This is a genomic window from Exiguobacterium sp. 17-1 (genome assembly GCF_023096305.1).
GTDB lineage: Bacteria > Bacillota > Bacilli > Exiguobacteriales > Exiguobacteriaceae > Exiguobacterium_A > Exiguobacterium_A sibiricum_A.
This window is the reverse complement of record NZ_JALIGJ010000001.1, coordinates 589,148-607,756: the sequence shown is the minus strand read 5'-3', so window position 1 is coordinate 607,756 and position 18,609 is coordinate 589,148. Positions and strand designations below refer to the sequence as shown.

16 protein-coding genes are annotated in these 18,609 nt (G+C 45.9%); 2 read left to right on the top strand and 14 right to left on the bottom strand.

Annotation, left to right across the window (positions count from 1 at the left end):
- Positions 1-49: 49 nt before the first annotated feature.
- The 5 genes from coaE to MUN34_RS02925 all read right to left on the bottom strand — a co-directional run bounded on the left by coaE (position 50) and on the right by MUN34_RS02925 (position 6,726).
- Positions 50-637 (bottom strand): dephospho-CoA kinase, encoded by a 588-nt coding sequence (gene coaE / locus MUN34_RS02945; protein WP_247856843.1) that lies wholly within the window; start codon positions 635-637, stop codon positions 50-52.
- Positions 634-1,464 carry a DNA-formamidopyrimidine glycosylase gene (mutM, locus tag MUN34_RS02940; protein ID WP_247856842.1) on the bottom strand — a complete coding sequence of 277 codons (831 nt, stop codon included), beginning with the start codon at positions 1,462-1,464 and terminating at the stop codon, positions 634-636. Before mutM ends, coaE begins: the two co-directional genes overlap by 4 nt.
- 24 nt (positions 1,465-1,488) lie before the next feature.
- Positions 1,489-4,086, bottom strand: a complete 2,598-nt coding sequence (gene polA / locus MUN34_RS02935) for a DNA polymerase I (protein WP_247856841.1) — start codon at positions 4,084-4,086, stop codon at positions 1,489-1,491.
- Positions 4,087-4,288: 202 nt separating this feature from the next.
- The gene (pnpS, locus tag MUN34_RS02930) at positions 4,289-6,022 is read right to left on the bottom strand and encodes a two-component system histidine kinase PnpS (RefSeq protein ID WP_026827748.1); all 1,734 of its coding nucleotides are present in this window, start codon (positions 6,020-6,022) and stop codon (positions 4,289-4,291) included.
- The gene (locus MUN34_RS02925; RefSeq protein ID WP_026827747.1) at positions 6,019-6,726 is read right to left on the bottom strand and encodes a response regulator transcription factor; all 708 of its coding nucleotides are present in this window, start codon (positions 6,724-6,726) and stop codon (positions 6,019-6,021) included. Before MUN34_RS02925 ends, pnpS begins: the two co-directional genes overlap by 4 nt.
- Positions 6,727-6,941: 215 nt before the next feature.
- Between MUN34_RS02925 and MUN34_RS02920 the strand changes: the two genes are divergently transcribed.
- The gene (locus tag MUN34_RS02920; RefSeq protein WP_427374138.1) at positions 6,942-7,373 is read left to right on the top strand and encodes a divergent PAP2 family protein; all 432 of its coding nucleotides are present in this window, start codon (positions 6,942-6,944) and stop codon (positions 7,371-7,373) included.
- 88 nt (positions 7,374-7,461) lie between these two features.
- Here the strand turns inward: MUN34_RS02920 and MUN34_RS02915 are convergent, their stop codons facing one another.
- The gene (locus MUN34_RS02915) at positions 7,462-8,601 is read right to left on the bottom strand and encodes a zinc-dependent alcohol dehydrogenase (protein ID WP_026827745.1); all 1,140 of its coding nucleotides are present in this window, start codon (positions 8,599-8,601) and stop codon (positions 7,462-7,464) included.
- A 646-nt stretch (positions 8,602-9,247) separates the two neighbouring features.
- Here MUN34_RS02915 and MUN34_RS02910 point away from each other — a divergent pair.
- A complete protein-coding gene (locus MUN34_RS02910) occupies positions 9,248-9,490 on the top strand; it encodes a NapC/NirT family cytochrome c (RefSeq protein ID WP_247856840.1) in 243 nt (80 codons plus the stop codon).
- A 219-nt stretch (positions 9,491-9,709) separates the two neighbouring features.
- Here the strand turns inward: MUN34_RS02910 and mdh are convergent, their stop codons facing one another.
- The 8 genes from mdh to accD form a co-directional block, all read right to left on the bottom strand.
- A complete protein-coding gene (gene mdh / locus MUN34_RS02905; protein WP_247856839.1) occupies positions 9,710-10,642 on the bottom strand; it encodes a malate dehydrogenase in 933 nt (310 codons plus the stop codon).
- A 22-nt stretch (positions 10,643-10,664) separates the two neighbouring features.
- Positions 10,665-11,939 (bottom strand): NADP-dependent isocitrate dehydrogenase, encoded by a 1,275-nt coding sequence (gene icd / locus MUN34_RS02900; RefSeq protein ID WP_026827743.1) that lies wholly within the window; start codon positions 11,937-11,939, stop codon positions 10,665-10,667.
- A 70-nt stretch (positions 11,940-12,009) separates the two neighbouring features.
- A complete protein-coding gene (citZ, locus tag MUN34_RS02895; RefSeq protein ID WP_026827742.1) occupies positions 12,010-13,122 on the bottom strand; it encodes a citrate synthase in 1,113 nt (370 codons plus the stop codon).
- Between the two features lie 217 nt (positions 13,123-13,339).
- The gene (locus MUN34_RS02890; protein ID WP_200868731.1) at positions 13,340-13,816 is read right to left on the bottom strand and encodes a DUF441 domain-containing protein; all 477 of its coding nucleotides are present in this window, start codon (positions 13,814-13,816) and stop codon (positions 13,340-13,342) included.
- A gap of 51 nt (positions 13,817-13,867) precedes the next feature.
- The gene (gene pyk, locus MUN34_RS02885; protein ID WP_131502794.1) at positions 13,868-15,616 is read right to left on the bottom strand and encodes a pyruvate kinase; all 1,749 of its coding nucleotides are present in this window, start codon (positions 15,614-15,616) and stop codon (positions 13,868-13,870) included.
- Positions 15,617-15,700: 84 nt separating this feature from the next.
- Positions 15,701-16,663 carry a 6-phosphofructokinase gene (gene pfkA, locus MUN34_RS02880; protein ID WP_026827740.1) on the bottom strand — a complete coding sequence of 321 codons (963 nt, stop codon included), beginning with the start codon at positions 16,661-16,663 and terminating at the stop codon, positions 15,701-15,703.
- Between the two features lie 153 nt (positions 16,664-16,816).
- On the bottom strand, positions 16,817-17,752 hold the full coding sequence (locus MUN34_RS02875; protein WP_247856838.1) for an acetyl-CoA carboxylase carboxyltransferase subunit alpha: 936 nt from the start codon (positions 17,750-17,752) through the stop codon (positions 16,817-16,819).
- The gene (gene accD / locus MUN34_RS02870) at positions 17,739-18,599 is read right to left on the bottom strand and encodes an acetyl-CoA carboxylase, carboxyltransferase subunit beta (protein ID WP_026827738.1); all 861 of its coding nucleotides are present in this window, start codon (positions 18,597-18,599) and stop codon (positions 17,739-17,741) included. The genes MUN34_RS02875 and accD overlap by 14 nt, the downstream gene beginning before the upstream one ends.
- Positions 18,600-18,609: the final 10 nt, after the last annotated feature.

Sequence of the window (18,609 nt, the reverse complement as noted above, 5' to 3'; positions counted from 1 at the left end):
ATGACGAAAACACTTTTCGAGATAGAAAACAGATCCAAGAGATTTGCCTTTATACGGGACGAATCGTTTTTAACCAGCTATCGATTTGTCGGTATAATGCTTCTCGTGTACTTTCATTGGTCAGAACGTAGTCTGCCAGACGCTTTTTCTGTTCGATATCCAGTTGCGCGTTCATTCTGGCCTGTGCTTCTTCAGCTGTTAGGTGATTTCGCTCCATCAGCCGTTGCTTTTGTAATTCGGCAGGACAGTAGACCACTACGACTTGATCGACAAGTTGTTTCCAGTCTCCTTCTAACAGCAATGGAATATCAAAAACGACGATGGATTGTCCAGTCTGTTCCTGTTGAGTCGCCATTTCTAACATCTGTTTCCGAATTTTCGGATGCATCAATTCATTCAGGATTATCCGCATTTCATTATCGTGAAAAATGATATCCCCAAGCTTTGACCGGACCAGCTGTCCGTCGATGAAAGCTGTCGGAAATGCTGCTTTGACTTCCGCATAAGCCAATCCGCCCGGTTCGATGACTTGACGGGCGACCAAATCGGCATCGATGACGACGACACCCTGTTGTTGCAAATAAGCAGATACCGTACTTTTTCCGGTTGCAATTCCTCCGGTCAGTCCGATTCTCATAAAGCCACCTGTTGGCATGTCGGACAGAAGTGCGTCCCTCGTCCGCCTACTTTGATTTTTTCAATCGCTGTTCCACACCGTGGACACGGGGTACCGGTTTGCCCGTATACCGCCAGTTGCAGTTGGAATTCTCCTTTTCCGGTCGGCGATACATAACTCCGAATCGTACTTCCGCCGCTTTCGACGGCTTTCCCTAACACGTCCACACCGGCAACATGAATCCGTGAGATGTCGTCGAGTGTCAGTACACCCGCTTTCGTCAAGGGATGGACCCGGGCCGCAAACAGCGTTTCATCGACATAAATGTTTCCCAGTCCTAAAAAAATCGATTGATCGAGCAATGCCGTTTTAATCGGACTCCGTTTTTTTCGAATCAGGTTTTCAGCCAAAACTTCAGCCGTAAACGTCGGATCAAACGGTTCCCGTTCGAGTTGCGCAAGCGGCGGAACCTGCATGGCCGTCTCTTTATCCCGTAACTCCATCGTGCCGAATTTCCGGACATCGTTGTAATGCAGTTCCGAGCCGTCTGTAAAGCGGAAGATGACATGGGTATGCTTATCTTTCTCAATCGCCTGTGGATAAGGGAAATACTTCCCTTCCATCCGCAAATGACTGACGAGATAAAACCGTTCAAACGTAAATAGTAAAAATTTCCCCCGACGTTCGACGCGTTCGATTCGCTCTTGCTTCAATGCGTCAACGAACGGTGCGACTTCCATTCCCCGAATCATCTTCGGATGAAATACTTTGACAGAAGAAATCGTTTTTCCGGAGACCGTCCGTTCCAAGCTTCGTCTGACGGTCTCGACTTCAGGTAATTCAGGCAACTTACTTCCTCCTCTGACAACTTCTTATTTAGTTTCGTACCATGAATGACCGGCATCCCCATCAACGCGTAATGGTACAGATAAGTGAACCGTCTGTTCCATGGCTTGTTTGACTAGCGTCTTCAGTGCATCCAGTTCTTCATCCGGCGCTTCAAAGATCAATTCATCGTGTACTTGTAGTAACAGACGAGCCTGCAGCGGAGATGCTTCCAGTGCTGCATGAACATCGAGCATTGCTTTTTTGATGATGTCGGCTGCTGAACCCTGTATTGGCGTATTAATGGCCGTCCGTTCTGCAAAACCGCGTAAATTAAAGTTTTTCGAATTGATATCGGGAATATTCCGACGACGATTCATCAATGTTTCGACGAAACCGTTCATACGTGCTTTTTCGATCGCGGCATCCATGAACAACTTGATTTGCGGGAACAATTCAAAGTAACGGTCAATGAAGTCTTGCGCCTCTTTACGTGAGATATTCAAGTTCTGTGACAAACCGTAATCACTGATGCCGTAAATGATTCCGAAGTTGACGGCTTTGGCCTGACGGCGCATATTACCTGTGACGTCATTGGGTGCGACACCAAAGACACTGCTCGCTGTCTGTGTGTGAATATCGGCATCGTCCAAGAACGCTTGGACAAGTGTTTTGTCTTCCGACATATGCGCCATGACCCGCAATTCGATTTGGGAATAGTCGGCGGCGTACAAGGACCAGCCCGGTTCACTCGGAACGAACGCTTTGCGGATTTTCCGACCTTCCTCGATCCGGACCGGAATGTTTTGTAAGTTCGGGTTAACAGAGCTGAGGCGTCCCGTCTGAGCAATCGTTTGGGCGAATCGTGTATGAATTTTCCCATCTTCCTTGATGACCTTCTGCAACCCTTCGACATACGTCGATTGCAGTTTTTGTAATTCCCGGTATAACATGATGTGGTCGATGACCGGATGTAACGGACGAAGTTTTTCAAGTACATCGGCCGCTGTTGAATAACCGGTCTTCGTTTTCTTGAAGGCAGGTAATTCAAGTTTTTCAAACAAGATGACGCCGAGTTGTTTCGGCGAGTTGATGTTGAACTCTTCTCCGACTTCTCCGTAAATCAGTTGTTCTAAATCATTTAGACGTCCGGCCAAATCTGTTTGCATCTCCTGAAGTGTTCCAACGTCGACGCGAATTCCGGTCCATTCCATTTCTGCCAAAACGCCGGATAATGGACGTTCCAGCGTTTCGTATAATTCAAACTGCTGGTTTGCCTTCAGTTCTTCTTTGACTTTCGGGAACAACAGTTCAATCATGCGCGCTTTTTCCGCCAAGTAAGGATGCAACAACTCGTCTGCCGGAGCAAGACGTTTTGCACCTTTCCCTAAAACAGATTCTTCGTTTGGTGCCATCAGCATGTAATGTCCGGCAATCGAAGCCAGGGTGGTCCCTCCACTCAAGTTCAATAAATAACCGGCGAGCAACAAGTCATCATATGCCGTTAATTTTAACCCGTGTTTACGTAAAGCAAACGCAACTTGCTTCGCATCCAGACAAATTTTTTGATGTTCTGATTCAATCCAGTCACGGAATGCCGGATCATTGACGAGTTCAGATGAAGCAACATAAATTTGATCCGGCGTTGCGATGCCGAATCCAATAATGTCTTCTTCCATATAATCTTCACGCAGTTGTTCAACGACCAAAACAGCGTCTGTCACATCTGACGGGAGCGAAGTAATCGCTTGGACGTTTAACTGTTCTTTATCCGCTTCTTCGACGACCGGAGCAAACCGGTTCGTCAAGGACTTAAAGCCAAGTGATTGGAACAATGAATACGGTACTTGTGTATCGACATCACTGATTTGTAAATCGTCGAGTGTCACATCGAGTGGAACGTCCAACTTGATGGTCGCCAGTTCTTTCGACAATCGAGCCAATTCTTCATTTGCGACGACTTTTTCTTTTTGTTTCCCTTTTAAGTCTTCGACATGCTCGTACAGACCTTCGACGGATCCATACGCGGAAATCAATTTGATGGCTGTTTTTTCACCGATTCCCGGCACTCCTGGAATGTTATCGGATTTATCACCCATCAACCCTTTCAGATCAATCATCTGGATTGGCTTCAGTCCACCATAAGTTTCGGCAAATAATTCTTCTGTCATACAGAGAATGTCTGTGATGCCACGCTTCGTAATCAACACTTCGACCTGACCCGTCACGAGTTGAAGTAAATCCTTATCTCCCGTCACGATTCGGATTCGATCAGCCGGCATCGTTTGTGCCAATGTACCAATCAGATCATCCGCTTCATAACGATGCAGTTCCATCATTTGAATGCCTAACGCTTCGCAGATGTCCCGCACAATCGGAAACTGTTCCCGAAGCTCGGAAGGTGTCTTTTCACGGCTTCCTTTATATTCTTGATATACGTCATGCCGGAACGTTTCGCTCGATGCATCAAATGCGACGAGCATGTGTGTCGGCTGTTCCTCTTCAAGTAATTTCAACAACATCATCGTGAAACCGTAAGCAGCATTCGTGTTGCGTCCTTGCGCATCCGTCATCGGTGGTAACGCAAAAAAAGCACGATACGTCAGTGAGTTTCCATCAATCAATAAAAGTTTATTTTCCATCATCTACGCCCCTTTGGAAGATTTTCTGTTCTTATTGTATCACTCTACACACATTTGTTCGCTAAAAAAGCAGACAAAAAAAGACGACCGGCTAAAAAGCCAGTCGCCACTGCGTGTCCCGACATGGGAGCTGAACCAGTCGAGGCACAGATGATGAAGAAGGTACTTTAAGCATACGATCCTTCTGTAAAGGGAATATGAATCCTCATCCCTTTTTGGGTAAACGTATCGTAAAGGTTGTCCCGACATTTTCTTCAGATTCGACTTCAATCGTTCCATGGTGGAGATCAATGATATGCTTCACAATCGCCAGACCAAGACCTGTCCCGCCCGAGTTCCGGCTTCGTGCTTTGTCCACCCGGTAAAACCTTTCAAAAATCCGTTGCATCTCTTTCGGATGAATCCCGATCCCATCATCCTTAATGCGGAGCATGACGGCTTCTTCCCCGTCCTCTAGACTGATCCAGACATTCCCACCGTTCGGCGTATAGTTCAAGGCGTTTGCTACAAGATTGACGACGACTTGCTTCAAACGATTTAAATCTGCACGGATAAACACTTCTTCTTCTGTTTCGAGGTGAATCGTCATCTGCTTTTCCGTTGCTTTTCGTTGTAACAGTGTTGCTGTTTCACGAAGTAAGCTTGTGACGTCGACAATCGTCGTCTCCAGCTGATAATTGTCCTGCTCAAGACGCGACAGTTCAAGTAAATCTTCAACCAGTGTCTGCATCCGCTCGGATTCATCGTGGATGATGTTCAGGAACTGTTCCCTGATTTCCGGTACGTCTTGCGCTCCATCGAGTAGTGTTTCGGCAAATCCTTTGATGGAAGTCAGTGGGGTCTTTAACTCATGACTGACATTTGCGACGAAGTCTTTGCGCATCTGTTCGAGCTTTTTGATCTCTGTAATATCGTTAAATACGACTGTCGTCCCTTGGACCCGTCCGTTTTTTCCGAAGATCGGTGCTGCACTGACCATGAAAGTCCGACTGTTCAAACCAAATCGGACACTCGATTGTTTCCGGTTTGGTTTTTCCGTCAGATAGACATCCTCGATCACTTGACTCATCTTTTCATTTGGTAAGACCCGGTAGTACAACTGTCCGTTCGATTGGTCATAGATATTGAACATTTCGCGGTATGTTCGATTGACAAGCAAGACATAGCCTTTTTCATCAATCAACATCAAGCCGGCCCCCATGTATTCAATCAGAGACTCAAGCCGCGCCCGTTGCATTGCTTCGCCGGAAGACGCATTTTCTAGGTTCCGGGCCAACAGATTAATGGATTTCCCGAGATCTCTCGATTCATCCGGTGCGGTCAATTCGTAGACACGTGATTTATAGTTCCCGTGTGACAACTCGTATAAGACTTCTGTCGCTTCCGCAATCGGTCGTAAAAAACGTTTTGTCGAACTGTAGACAGCGAAGAAAATAATACAAAGCGAAGTCAGAAGAGATAAGATGATGACGGTCCAAATCCGCGAATAAATCATGTTCAAATCTTTTGTATAGCGGATGAAACTGATGTAGACTTCCCCGCCGTCAGCCGTCAGGACAGGTTTCGTATATTGCAGACTCGTCTCATCGACTTTCGATTCGAAGGTTCCATCGTTCGGAATGGCAGAAAAATTGATGGCCCGCACGTTCAGCTTCGTGACATCGACCGGAGTTCCGGCAATGATTTCCCCACGACCATTAAATAAAATCATGTCGAAATTCGATTCGGCATACATTTTATCGACATATGCTGCCATATCCGGAACCGTCCGCTCCCGTAAAATCGTCTCCACCAGTGAAGTCTCATCCACTAATTTTTCTTTTTCATTATTGATATAAAAATCTTTAAATGATTGTCCAAGCAAAAAGCCCAGTGCGATTAAGACCAGGCTGATGAAAGACAACATTTTCAGAATGAATCGTTTGCGGTATTTACTCATTCCGCTTTCGGCTCCTCCATCTTATAACCTAATCCTCGAATCGTTTTAATGTAGATCGGCTTTTTCGTATTCGGTTCGATTTTTTCACGGACATGACTGATATGGACGTCAACGATCCGTGTATCCCCGACGAAGTCATAATTCCAAATGGCGGACAATAACTGGTCACGCGTCAAGACACGTCCTTTATTTTTCGCGAGATACACCAACAGTTCAAATTCCTTTGGTGTTAATTCGAGTCGCTCTTCCGCTTTGAATGCTTCGTAGTTATCCGGCACGATTTTGACGTCTCCAATCAAGATTGTCCCATCCGTCACTTCTTCCGCAACGGTTTGCTGGTTCATCCGGCGCAGGATGGCTTTGACACGTGCCACAACTTCACGCGGACTAAACGGCTTCGTCAAATAGTCATCTGCTCCAAGCTCCAGACCAAGTACCTTGTCAAACTCATCATCTTTTGCCGTCAGCATTAAAATCGGTGTATTGATTTTTTGTTGGCGCAGTCGTTTACAGACTTCCAGTCCATCCAGTTCCGGCAACATGAGATCGAGGACGATCAACGCAGCATCTTGTTTCTCCGCTAACTTCAAACCCGTCATACCGTCATGGGCAGTTTCAACAATAAAACCGGCTTGCTCTAAATTAAACTTTAAAAGTGTGGCAATCGAGAGTTCATCATCGACAACGATTATTTTATCTTTCAAGACAGTTGGCCTCCTCAGCGCATTTCATCTTTGAATGAGGAATTCCGTGGAATCCACTTCTTCTGTCTTCATCTTAACGACTTTCACTACTAAACCACAAATCTTTCCGTCGTTTCTTTACACAATCTTTAAGGTCGGACTCGTTCTTCCAGTAGTTTCCCGTGTTGAAATGGAGGAATTGGGGAAACAGTTACATATCGTCATCATGTGGAGGAATGGATATGGAATGGAATAACCCGTTATTTGCAGCAATCACCGCTTGGTTCATCGCCCAAGCCGCAAAACTCGTCACCGGTTTAATTAAGACAAAGAAATTTGATCTTGAAATCATGTTTGCCTCAGGCGGCATGCCGAGTTCACATAGTTCGACTGTCGTCGCACTGGCTGTCGTAATTGGTTTTCAAGAAGGCTTTAGCTCATCGCTGTTTGCCCTCGCTGCGATTTTCGCCGTCATCATCATGTATGATGCGACCGGAGTCCGCCAAGCCGTTGGTCTTCAAGCCAAACTGCTGAATGATTACTTCAAAGGAATCCGCCACGAAACACCGTTGCTCAACGAATTGGTTGGACATACCGAGTTCCAGGTCTTTGTAGGTCTTCTGCTTGGTTTGGCCGTTGGTTTCCTTTGGCCCGTCCTGTTCTTTTAATCTGTGACGCGTATCGGATAAATCAAAAGAAATATCTTCATGCAAAAGACCGCTTTCGATTCGAAGCGGTCTTTTTGTATGATTTTCATTATGGTTTCAAGATGACTTTGATACATCCATCAGCATGATCATTAAACGTTTGGTAGGCATGAGCTGCCTGCTCCAAATCAATTTTATGGGTGATGATATCGGTTGGATCAAATTCCTGATTGATGATTTTTTGGAACAATTCCGGCATCAGATGAACGACCGGTGCTTGCCCCATCTTCAACGTGATGTTTCGGGTGAAGAAATCACCGAGCGGGAATTGATTGTATTTTTTGGCATAGACCCCTGTCAGTTGGACCGTTCCGAATTTCCGGACAGCGTCTTTGGCGATATTGATTGCACTCAATGTTCCGCCTTGTAACCCGATCTTCTGTTCCACTTTTTCAAGCGCGGACATCTTCCCGTCAAATCCGACACAATCAATGACGACGTCCGCCCCGCCTTGTGTCAGTTCTTTTAAATATTGTCCGGTTTCCTGATGATCCTGTAAGTTGACGGTCTCGACCCGATTCGTCATCTTCGCATGATTCAGACGGTACACTTGTTCATCGACCGCAATGACCCGTTTTGCTCCTTGCATCCAGGCGAATTTCTGTGTCATCAATCCGACAGGTCCTGACCCCAAGACGACGACGGTATCGCCTTTTTTGACCCCTGAATTGATGACGCTCCAGTACGCTGTCGGAATAACATCCGACAAAAACAACAACGCTTCGTCTTCCAGTTCACATGATTCAGGAACGACGAGCGGCATGAAGTTTCCAAACGGGACTTTTAAGTACTCTGCTTGTCCACCGGGATGCCCGCCGAACTCTTCCGTAAATCCAAAATAGCCGCCTGTATCGACGTGTGGGTTCCCATTGGAATTATCACACTGACTCTCCATATCGTGATCACAGTAGAAACAATGACCACACGCAACGTTGAACGGTAAGACAACCCGATCGCCCCGCTTGACCTTCGTCACGTCAGGACCTACTTCTTCGACGATCCCCATCGGTTCATGTCCAATGACATAATCCTTTTTCGCCGGCATGTTTCCTTGATAGATATGCAAATCTGACCCACAGATAGCAGTAGACGTAATCTTGACGATGATATCATCGTTCTTCTCAATCGACGGATCCTGGACATCTTTCACTTCGACATTTTTTGTACCTTGATAAGTGACAGCGCGCATGATGGTTCCCCCTTTGAATTTTCAAAAATAGCGTACTTTATTCGTTTACCCTAAATAAGTAGCATTCATGTTACATGTTTTTTACAAAAAGAGGAATGTTCATTTGAAACTTTCGCTGAATAATCAACGTAAAAGTGAAAGGTTGAACTACCCCCACCTATGTTTTGCTTAGAGGTGGGGGATTCCTGAGTTATTCGACCTGACGATCGAAAATTTATCAGGCTAGCCCCGTCGTCCCGACGGTTGAACGTTAATCTTGTCTGTTTCTTTTGCGCGGATGCCTACTCTGCTTAGTTTTCGCTACTTCGATCATCCACAAGGTGAACGTTGACGATTTTACGTGACAGACGAACTTCCTGTCACACCCCTATATCTTCAGTTTTCAAAGAACGTGACATTTTTTCATTCCTGATTGTGATTGTTTTCAAACCAAGAGTGTCGGACAATTGACGTGTCGGAAGACACACCTTGCCCGAAGACGATTCATCCCTCACTTGCACTAGGGCTTCGCCCTGAACGTTTAGAAGTGGGAGTATTCTCGTCTAATTTTGATGAAAAATCAATGTGGTGGATATCGAATTTCTCCGATGAGGAAGTTCTTCATCACATGCACAAGTATGAATGAGACTAGAAAGGAGATGAACATATGGCACGCTGTACATATTGCAAGAAATCATGGACGGCACGCAATATTTATAAGTTGTTACGTTGTCGTCAAGGTCAAGGGATGCCGTGTACGTCTTGCCATCAGATGCAATACATGCATCTCGAACATCAAGGATATCTACTCAGCATCGGTTACCTCAATCGTTTTTTAACCGGTATTCTCCTCTTCCTACTTCCCTGGTATACGAAACTATCACATTATGAGACATTTAAAAAATTGTAAAATAAAAAACTCCAAAAGAACTCCTCTTAATAAGCTATCTTTAGATAAAAACACAGCAGATCCGAAGCAAGACTTTTCCGAATTTCTCCACGAGATATGAATGACTGATCTAATTAAATGAGAACGGGGGTCGGATTATAAATCCGACCCCCGTTCTCATTTAAAAATTGACTGTACAGTCAATCTTTTTTTATTATGATCTGTGTCCCATTACGTTGTTCAAAGAAGCGCAAGAACGGAACGAACCGTTGAAACAGACCGATCCAGACCTTGCTTCTCATCTGACGTCAATTCCAACTCGAGCACTTGTTCAACACCATTCCCACCAAGAATAGTCGGAACACCGAGGTACAAGTCCTCATATCCGTACTCTCCTTCGAGATAGGCAATCGCCGGCAAAATTCGCCGCTGATCTTTTAGAATCGCTTCCACCATCTCAACAATGGCCGCTGCCGGTGCATAATAGGCCGAGCCATTTCCAAGTAACTGAACGATTTCGCCGCCACCTTTACGTGTTCGCTCAACGATGGCCGCTAATCGTTCAGGTGAAATCAGTTTTTCCAGTGGGATACCACCTGCATAGGAATAGCGTAACAAGGGAACCATGTCATCCCCGTGCCCACCGAGCACGAATCCGGAAATATCCTTAACGGAGACATTCAGTTCCATTGCGACGAACGTCCGAAAACGTGCTGTATCTAATACACCGGACTGGCCGATAACGCGTTCTTTCGGAAAACCGGATGCTTGAAAGACGGTATATGTCATCGCATCGACAGGGTTCGTCAACACGATGATGATGGATTCCGGTGCATGGGTCACGATTTCTTTCGTGACGGCTTTCATGACATTTGCATTCGTGCTGACAAGATCTTCGCGACTCATCCCGGGTTTTCTGGCAATTCCCGCCGTGATGACGACAATGTCAGATCCTTCGATGTCTTGATAATCCGATGTCCCGTTGATCCAGGCATCAAAACCTTGAATCGGTGCTGTTTCCTGCATATCAAGTGCTTTTCCTTTGGTCGCGTTTTCCTGTTGCGGCATATCAACGAGCACGATATCCCCTAACTCTTTTTGAGCGAGGTACAGTGCTGTTGTTGCCCCTGTGAATCCGCTCCCGATGACCGAAATCTTTTTTCGTCGATTCATTGCCCCGTCCCCCTATTCAAGATTACATATTCTTGATGAGTTCATCTGCGAATTCAGAACATTTCACTTCTGTCGCACCATCCATGAGACGTGCGAAGTCATACGTGACGACTTTGTTTTCAATTGATTTTTCCATCGATTGAATGATTAAGTCAGCGACTTCATTCCATCCAAGGTGACGGAACATCATTTCTCCTGAAAGAATGACAGAAGATGGGTTTACTTTATCAAGTCCTGCATATTTCGGTGCTGTACCGTGAGTCGCCTCGAAAATCGCGTGACCTGTCATGTAGTTGATGTTGGCACCAGGTGCAATCCCGATTCCACCGACTTGTGCTGCAAGAGCATCTGAAATGTAATCACCATTCAAGTTCATTGTTGCGACAACATCAAACTCTTTTGGACGCGTCAAGATTTGTTGTAAGAAGATATCAGCAATCGAATCTTTGACGATCAACTTGCCTGCTGCTTCTGCTTCAGACTGTGCTTTGTTTGCTGCGTCAGCACCTTCTTCATCCTTGATTCGGTCATACTGGTTCCATGTGAAGACATGTTCTGCGTATTCACGTTCTGCGAGTTCATAACCCCAGTTTTTGAATGCACCTTCTGTGAACTTCATGATGTTACCTTTGTGAACGAGCGTCAATGAAGCACGTTTGTTTTCGAGTGCATATTCAATCGCTGCACGGACAAGACGTTCTGTTCCTTCTTTAGAAATCGGCTTGATTCCGAGACCAGACGTTTCAGGGAAACGGATTTTGTTGACACCCATCTCTGTTTGCAGGAAGTTAAGTAATTTTTGTGCTTCTTCGCTGCCTGACGCATACTCGATCCCAGCGTAGATATCTTCTGTGTTTTCGCGGAAGATGACCATGTCTGTATCTTCTGGGCGTTTAACCGGTGAAGGAACACCTGTGAAGTAACGGACCGGGCGAAGACATGTATACAAATCAAGTTCTTGACGAAGCGCAACGTTTAACGAACGGATTCCGCCGCCGACTGGTGTCGTGAGTGGTCCTTTGATCGCGATGATGTGTTCGCGAATCAGGTCAAGTGTTTCTTCCGGAAGCCAGTTACCTGTTTTGTTGAAGGCTTTTTCTCCAGCGTAGACTTCTTTCCATTCAATCTTCTTTTCACCGTTGTATGCTTTTTCGACAGCAGCGTCAAAGACACGAACTGCAGCATTCCAGATATCAGGTCCAGTGCCATCACCGATGATGAAAGGAATGATTGGTGCATTTGGTACGTTAAGTGTCCCGTTTGTTACTGTGATGTTTTCGCCTTGAATTGTAGCCATTTGTAAAATCCCCCTTGAATATGATTGATGTCATCAAAAAGCAGGAGAGGATTTCTCCTCTCCGTCTTTTTTAACGTTCGTTCATGGACACGTATGTCCGGTGTGTTTCACCAATATAATCGGCGCGTGGACGAATGAGGCGGTTGTCGCTATACTGCTCTAAAATGTGCGCTAACCAACCTGACATACGACTGACGGCAAAGATTGGTGTAAACAATTCCGTATCAAGTCCAAGTGCATGGTACGTCGAAGCCGAATAGAAATCGACGTTCGGTTTCAATCCTTTTTCCGATTGGACGATTTGGTCAATCTTGACTGACATCTCGTACCATTTCGGTTCTCCGATTTGAGCTGTCAATTGACGGCTCATCTCCTGGAGGTGCTTCGCACGTGGATCGCCGTCCTTGTAGACACGGTGACCGAAGCCCATGATTTTTTCCTTGTTCTTAAGTTTATTATGAACATACTCGTCAACCTTTTCAACTGAATCAATTTCCAGCAACATTTTCATGACGGCTTCGTTCGCTCCACCGTGAAGTGGACCTTTGAGTGCCCCCATCGCAGCCGTGACGCCTGAATAGATATCCGATAATGTCGCAACACAGACACGTGCTGTAAACGTCGAAGCGTTCAGCTCATGATCCGCATGCAGCACAAGCGCTTGATTAAAGGCTTTTTCTGCTACTTCTGTCGGCTCTTCGCCTGTCAGCATGTAGAGGAAGTTCGCTGCGTATGAAAGTCCTGCTTTCGGTGCAACCGGCTCTTGGCCTTTTTTGATTCGTGCATACGCTGTTACGAGTGTCGCAATCTGCGCTTGGAGTTTGATGGCTTTAGCGTAATTCGCCTCTGTCGACATATCTTCAGCCGATTCATCGTATAATGCGAGTTGTGATAAAGCAGTACGAATGGCTGACATCGCGTTGGCGGTTTTTGGCGCCACTTTTAATGTCTCAAGGACTGCTGGTGCGACTGTTGCTTCAGAAATCAAAGCTTCTGAAAGTTGCTTCAGTTCGTCTTCTTTTGGTAAGCGGTCATTCCAAAGTAAAAAGACCACTTCTTCAAATGAGGCGTGCTCCGCCAAATCATCAATTGTATACCCACCATACGTCAACTGACCATCAATGATCGAACTGATCTTCGATGCTGTCGCGACGATTCCTTCTAAACCTTTTGTTTGTGTCATACAAAAATCCCCCTTTTTTTCCCCCAGAAATTTAAAACGCTTTCATTTCCGTATTGAAAAAAAGACGTCTACGCAAGAGTCGTTCCCCACGCCGAACCGTTTGCTCTTGAATAGACCATCTTGTTTCTGTCCTTAGTATAAACAAAATTAACCAAAAAGTGAACGAACTTGCATACTATTATCAAAAAATTAATTCACTTCACTATCGTTACATCACTTAACCACTGATTGCTTTGACGATGATATCCCACATTCCAATGACAAGAGCTGCGATTCCTGCTCCGATCAACGGACCAACCGGTACCCCTCGAAACAGTCCGACGGCCAATATCGTTCCAGCAAGCAGTGCAGTCGTAACGAGCGGATCTTCTTTCATCAGACCAACGCCGTGGGCTGCAATGATTGCAACAAAAATTCCTGCTAAAAATGAAATGATACCGATATGTCCCCGTACACTATTCAGCAGCTCTCTAAATCCGATGTCTCCCGTTGCAATTGGCACTAGGATCGCCGCCGTGATCAACGTGACTCCCCATGTGATGCCTTTCGCCTGTAAGGACGGGAACAGGCGACCGTCGAGACCAATCGCTTTGATGATGAGCAAAAAAGCAGCTGCAATGATCAACGATTTATTTTGAGCGATGACACCAATCAACACGAGACCAATCAAAAAAAGATAGGCTTCCATGTGCAAACCCCCGATTTGAAAAAACGGATATGGCTTTTGCCATATCCGTTTCATTGATTATGCGTTGTACAATTTACCTGTTAAAGGATCGATTGAAATACGTTGACCATCTGTGAAGATTGTCATGGCATTTTCAACACCGACGATAACCGGTTTACCGAGTGAAGGACCAACGATTCCAGCATGGCTTGTCAATCCGCCGTCTACTGTGACCATTGCTGCAGCCATCTCGATTGCAGGCATCATGTCACGATCCGTTGAGTTCGTGATAAGAATCATACCTGGTTTTGCTTTTGCGTTTGCTTCTTCAGCTGTATGCGCGATGACGACTTCGCCAACGACACCACGTTCACCGATTCCGCGACCGTTTGTGATCTCTTTACCGACGATGTGGATTTTCAACATGTTTGTTGTACCTGCTGTAAGAGCCGGGATACCTGCAGAGATGACGACGAGGTCACCGTCTGTAACAAATCCTGCTTCTTTTGCTGTATCAGCAGCAAGTGTCAACATATCATCCGTGTTGTCTGACAAATGGTCGACAACGATCGGGTAAACACCCCAAACGATATTGAGTTGACGTGCAACACGCGCGCTCGGTGTGACGGCAACGATGTTTGGCTCTGGACGGTATTTTGAAATCCGGGCAGCTGTGTAACCAGACTGAGTCGGTGTCAAGATTGCTTTAGCGTCCAAGTTGATGGCTGTATGCGTAACGGCTTGAGCGATCGCATCCGTCACAGTGTGCTCACTGCGTGTTTGACGATCTTTCAGGAGCATCTTGTAGTCGAGCATTTTTTCTGTCCGTTTTGCGATCGTGTGCATCATTTGAACAGATTCAATCGGGTAATCCCCGGCTGCTGTTTCACCTGAAAGCATGATCGCATCTGTTCCATCAAGAATCGCGTTCGCGACGTCTGATGCTTCTGCACGTGTCGGACGTGGGAAACGTTGCATCGAGTCAAGCATTTGCGTTGCTGTGATGACCGGTTTACCGTAATCATTACAAATTTTGATGAGATCTTTTTGTGTTGGTGTAACTTCTTCCGTCGGAATCTCGATTCCAAGATCACCACGTGCAACCATCAAACCGTCTGAAATCGCGATGATTTCTTCGATATTATCGACACCTTCTTGGTTTTCAATTTTCGGGAAGATTTTAATGTGGCTTGCATTGTGTTTTTCGAGCAATTGACGAATGGCAACGACATCAGATGCACGACGAACGAATGAAGCAGCAATCAAATCGATGTCGCTTTTGATTCCGAACTCGATGTCTGCGATGTCTTTGTCTGTCAAAGCAGGTAAGTTAACTTTTACGTTTGGTAAGTTAACGCCTTTTTTCGTTTTGATGATTCCTTCGTTTTCGATATCACAAAGGAGTTCACGGTTTTCGAGTTTTTCTGCGACACGAAGTCCGATTAACCCGTCATCTAACATGATCATCGAACCGACTTCGACATCATCATATAAACCGTCATATGTCACAGAGAACTTGTCTGCTGTTCCGACGATTTCGTTTGCGTCACCGCTGACGACGATGACTTGTTTGCCGCGTACGAGAAGGGCTTTGCCTTCTTCAAATGTATGCGTGCGGATTTCAGGACCTTTTGTATCTAAAAGGATTGTGACTAATTTGTTTGCTTCTTCCGCTGCACGGCGGATGTCCGTGATCCGGGCACCGTGTTCTTCATAGTCACCGTGTGAGAAGTTAAGACGAGCAACGTTCATACCCGCTTCAATCATTTCTGGAAGACGTTTTTCTGACGCCGGTCCAATCGTACATACAATTTTAGTTCTGCGCATATTCCATAAACCTCCTACAATGTTTGGCTGTTCAATCACAATGCCAATAAAACCTATTCTACTCCGACTGATAATCGGTCTATCTTAGATTGATAGTTGTTTTGACAACTCTAAGATTTCAAGATCCAGTTCGTGTTTGTTTTCGTCCAATGCCTCATCGATATCAAGATCAATCATCTTGCCACCACGTACACCAACGACACGTCCTTGCTTACCTTCAAGCAAGATGTCGATTGCATAGGCACCCATTCGGCTTGCCAATACACGGTCAGCAGCTGTCGGCGCACCACCACGTTGAACATGACCTAATACTGTGACACGTGTATCAAGTCCGGTCTCTTTGGCAATCTCGTCTCCAACATCCTGCGCACGTCCGGCACCTTCTGCCACGATGACGATCGAGTGTTTTTTACCACGATTGACACCGCTTTGAATCCGGTTTAGGACTTCTTTTAAATCTTCTGGTCGTTCAGGGACCAAGATTGATTCCGCTCCGCCAGCTAATCCAGCATAGAGAGCGATATCCCCTGCGTCGCGTCCCATGACTTCGATGACATACGTCCGCTCATGCGACGACGCTGTATCACGAATCTTATCAATCGCTTCCAGTGCCGTGTTGAGTGCTGTATCGAAACCAATCGTGTAATCCGTACCTGGAATATCGTTATCAATCGTTCCCGGGAGACCGATTGTCGGGAAACCAAGTCCCGTCAATTTTTGAGCACCACGATAAGACCCGTCACCACCAACGACAACGAGTGCATCAATTTCGAATTTCTTCAGATTGACGACAGCTTTCGCACGTCCTTCTTCTGTCCGGAACTCTGGGCAACGTGCAGAACGAAGGAATGTTCCGCCTCGTTGAATGATGTCACCGACTGAACCTAGGTTCAATTGGACGAGATCTCCGTTAATCAGACCTTGATATCCGTTATAGACGCCAAATACTTCCAGTCCATGAAAAATCGCCTTACGTGTTACAGCACGCACTGCAGCGTTCATGCCTGGTGCGTCGCCTCCACTTGTTAAAACAGCAATCCGTTTCAAACTCACGTTAATCACCTCTCCATTAATCTTAGTCTAAAATAGCACGTAGTTTTGTTGTTTTACAACAGGGCAGACTGCATAAACTTTCTACAGCAGTTTGTTCATCCCATCACGAAATAAGGAATGCCAATCATGATAGCGATTACATGCAGGTTATGTGCCAATTTGGTGATATTTTTCTGTGCGCTTCTCGATTAACTGTTCTGGTGTCAAACGGGTCAGTTGGGCAAGTTTTTGTTCTAGAACAGATTTTACTTTATCGGCCTGTAATGAAACATCTAAATGCGCTCCACCGATGACTTCAGAGATGATGCCATCCGCGATTCCGAGTCGAAGTAAATCCGGCGCCGTAATTTGCATCGATTCTGCCGCTTTTTCAGCAAGACTGGCATCTTTCCAAAGAAGAGCAGCTGCACCTTCAGGTGAAATGACGGAATACGTGGAATTCTCTAACATCAGCAGCTGATCACAGACACCGATTCCAAGTGCTCCACCCGATCCGCCTTCACCGATGACGATTGAAATAATCGGCACAGGCATTCCAGCCATTTCAAAGAGATTCTTCGCGATGGCTTCGCTTTGCCCTCGTTCTTCCGCTGCCCGGCCAGGATACGCGCCTTTCGTATCAATAAACGTGATGATCGGACGATTAAACTTCACCGCTTGTTGCATCAAGCGTAACGCTTTTCGATAGCCTTCAGGATGGGGCATACCAAAATTCCGGCGAATATTTTCCTTCGTATCTTTTCCTCGCTGATGACCAATGATTGTCACGGCTTGACCATTCAGCATCGCAATCCCTCCAACGATCGCCGCATCATCATATCCGTGCCGATCACCATGTAGTTCAATGAAATCGTCACAGATCAGACGAACATAATCGAGTGTCGTCGGACGTTCCGGATGCCGTGCCAGTTGCACACGGTTCCACGCTTTCATATTCCCGTAAATATCGAGTTCTAATCGACGTAGCCGTTCTTCCAATAAATTCAGTTCTTCTTTAAAATCAAGCCCTTGCGTCTCTGCCATGTCGTGCAGTTCTAATATTTTTTCGCGCAATGCGATTACTGGTTGATCAAATGGTTGCATGATTGGTTCCCTCCGAGTGCATCATCAGAATACGTGTGTAGTAGGTTTTCAAGTCGTGTCGCGATACGACATCGTCGAGTTGTCCCGCCTGCAGTAAGAACTCTGACGTTTGGAAGTCTTCCGGTAATTTTTCACGAATCGTCTGTTCAATGATCCGACGGCCGGCAAAGCCAATCAAAGCACCGGGTTCTGCGATATTAAAATCACCCAACATAGCAAAACTTGCCGATACTCCGCCTGTCGTCGGATGCGTCATACAGGAAACATACAATAACCCTGCATCCGAATGTTGTTTCAGGAATAAGCTCGATTTCGCCATCTGCATCAGGCTGACCATTCCTTCTTGCATCCGTGCTCCACCTGAAGCCGAAAAGATTGTCACGGGCAACCGTTCTTTTGTTGCGTAACGGATGGCTTCTGCAATCGCAGCTCCGACTGCCGCCCCCATTGAGCCCATCCGAAAACGTGCATCCATGACACAGGCTACAAGCGGATATCCATTCACTTGACCCACACCACAAACAATCGCTTCTTCAAGCCCTGTCCGTACTTGATCTCCTTTCAGCTTTTCCGGATAATCCTGAAAATCGAGTGGATCTGCCTTCACTGCTGGTAAATCAAAATACGTAATCGTTCCAGCATCAAACAATTGTTCAAATCGTTCGGTAGCTGTCAGTGGATGATGGTAACCACAGGCACAGACTTTTAAGTTCGCTTCGAGTTGTTTCGTATATTGGATCAGTTTGCACTTCGGACATTTAGTCATTAAACCAACCGGTACATCGACCCGTTGTTCTTTTGATGTCAAAGTGACAAATTTTTTAGGTTTTCGAAAAAATGCTTGCACGTTAGTTCCC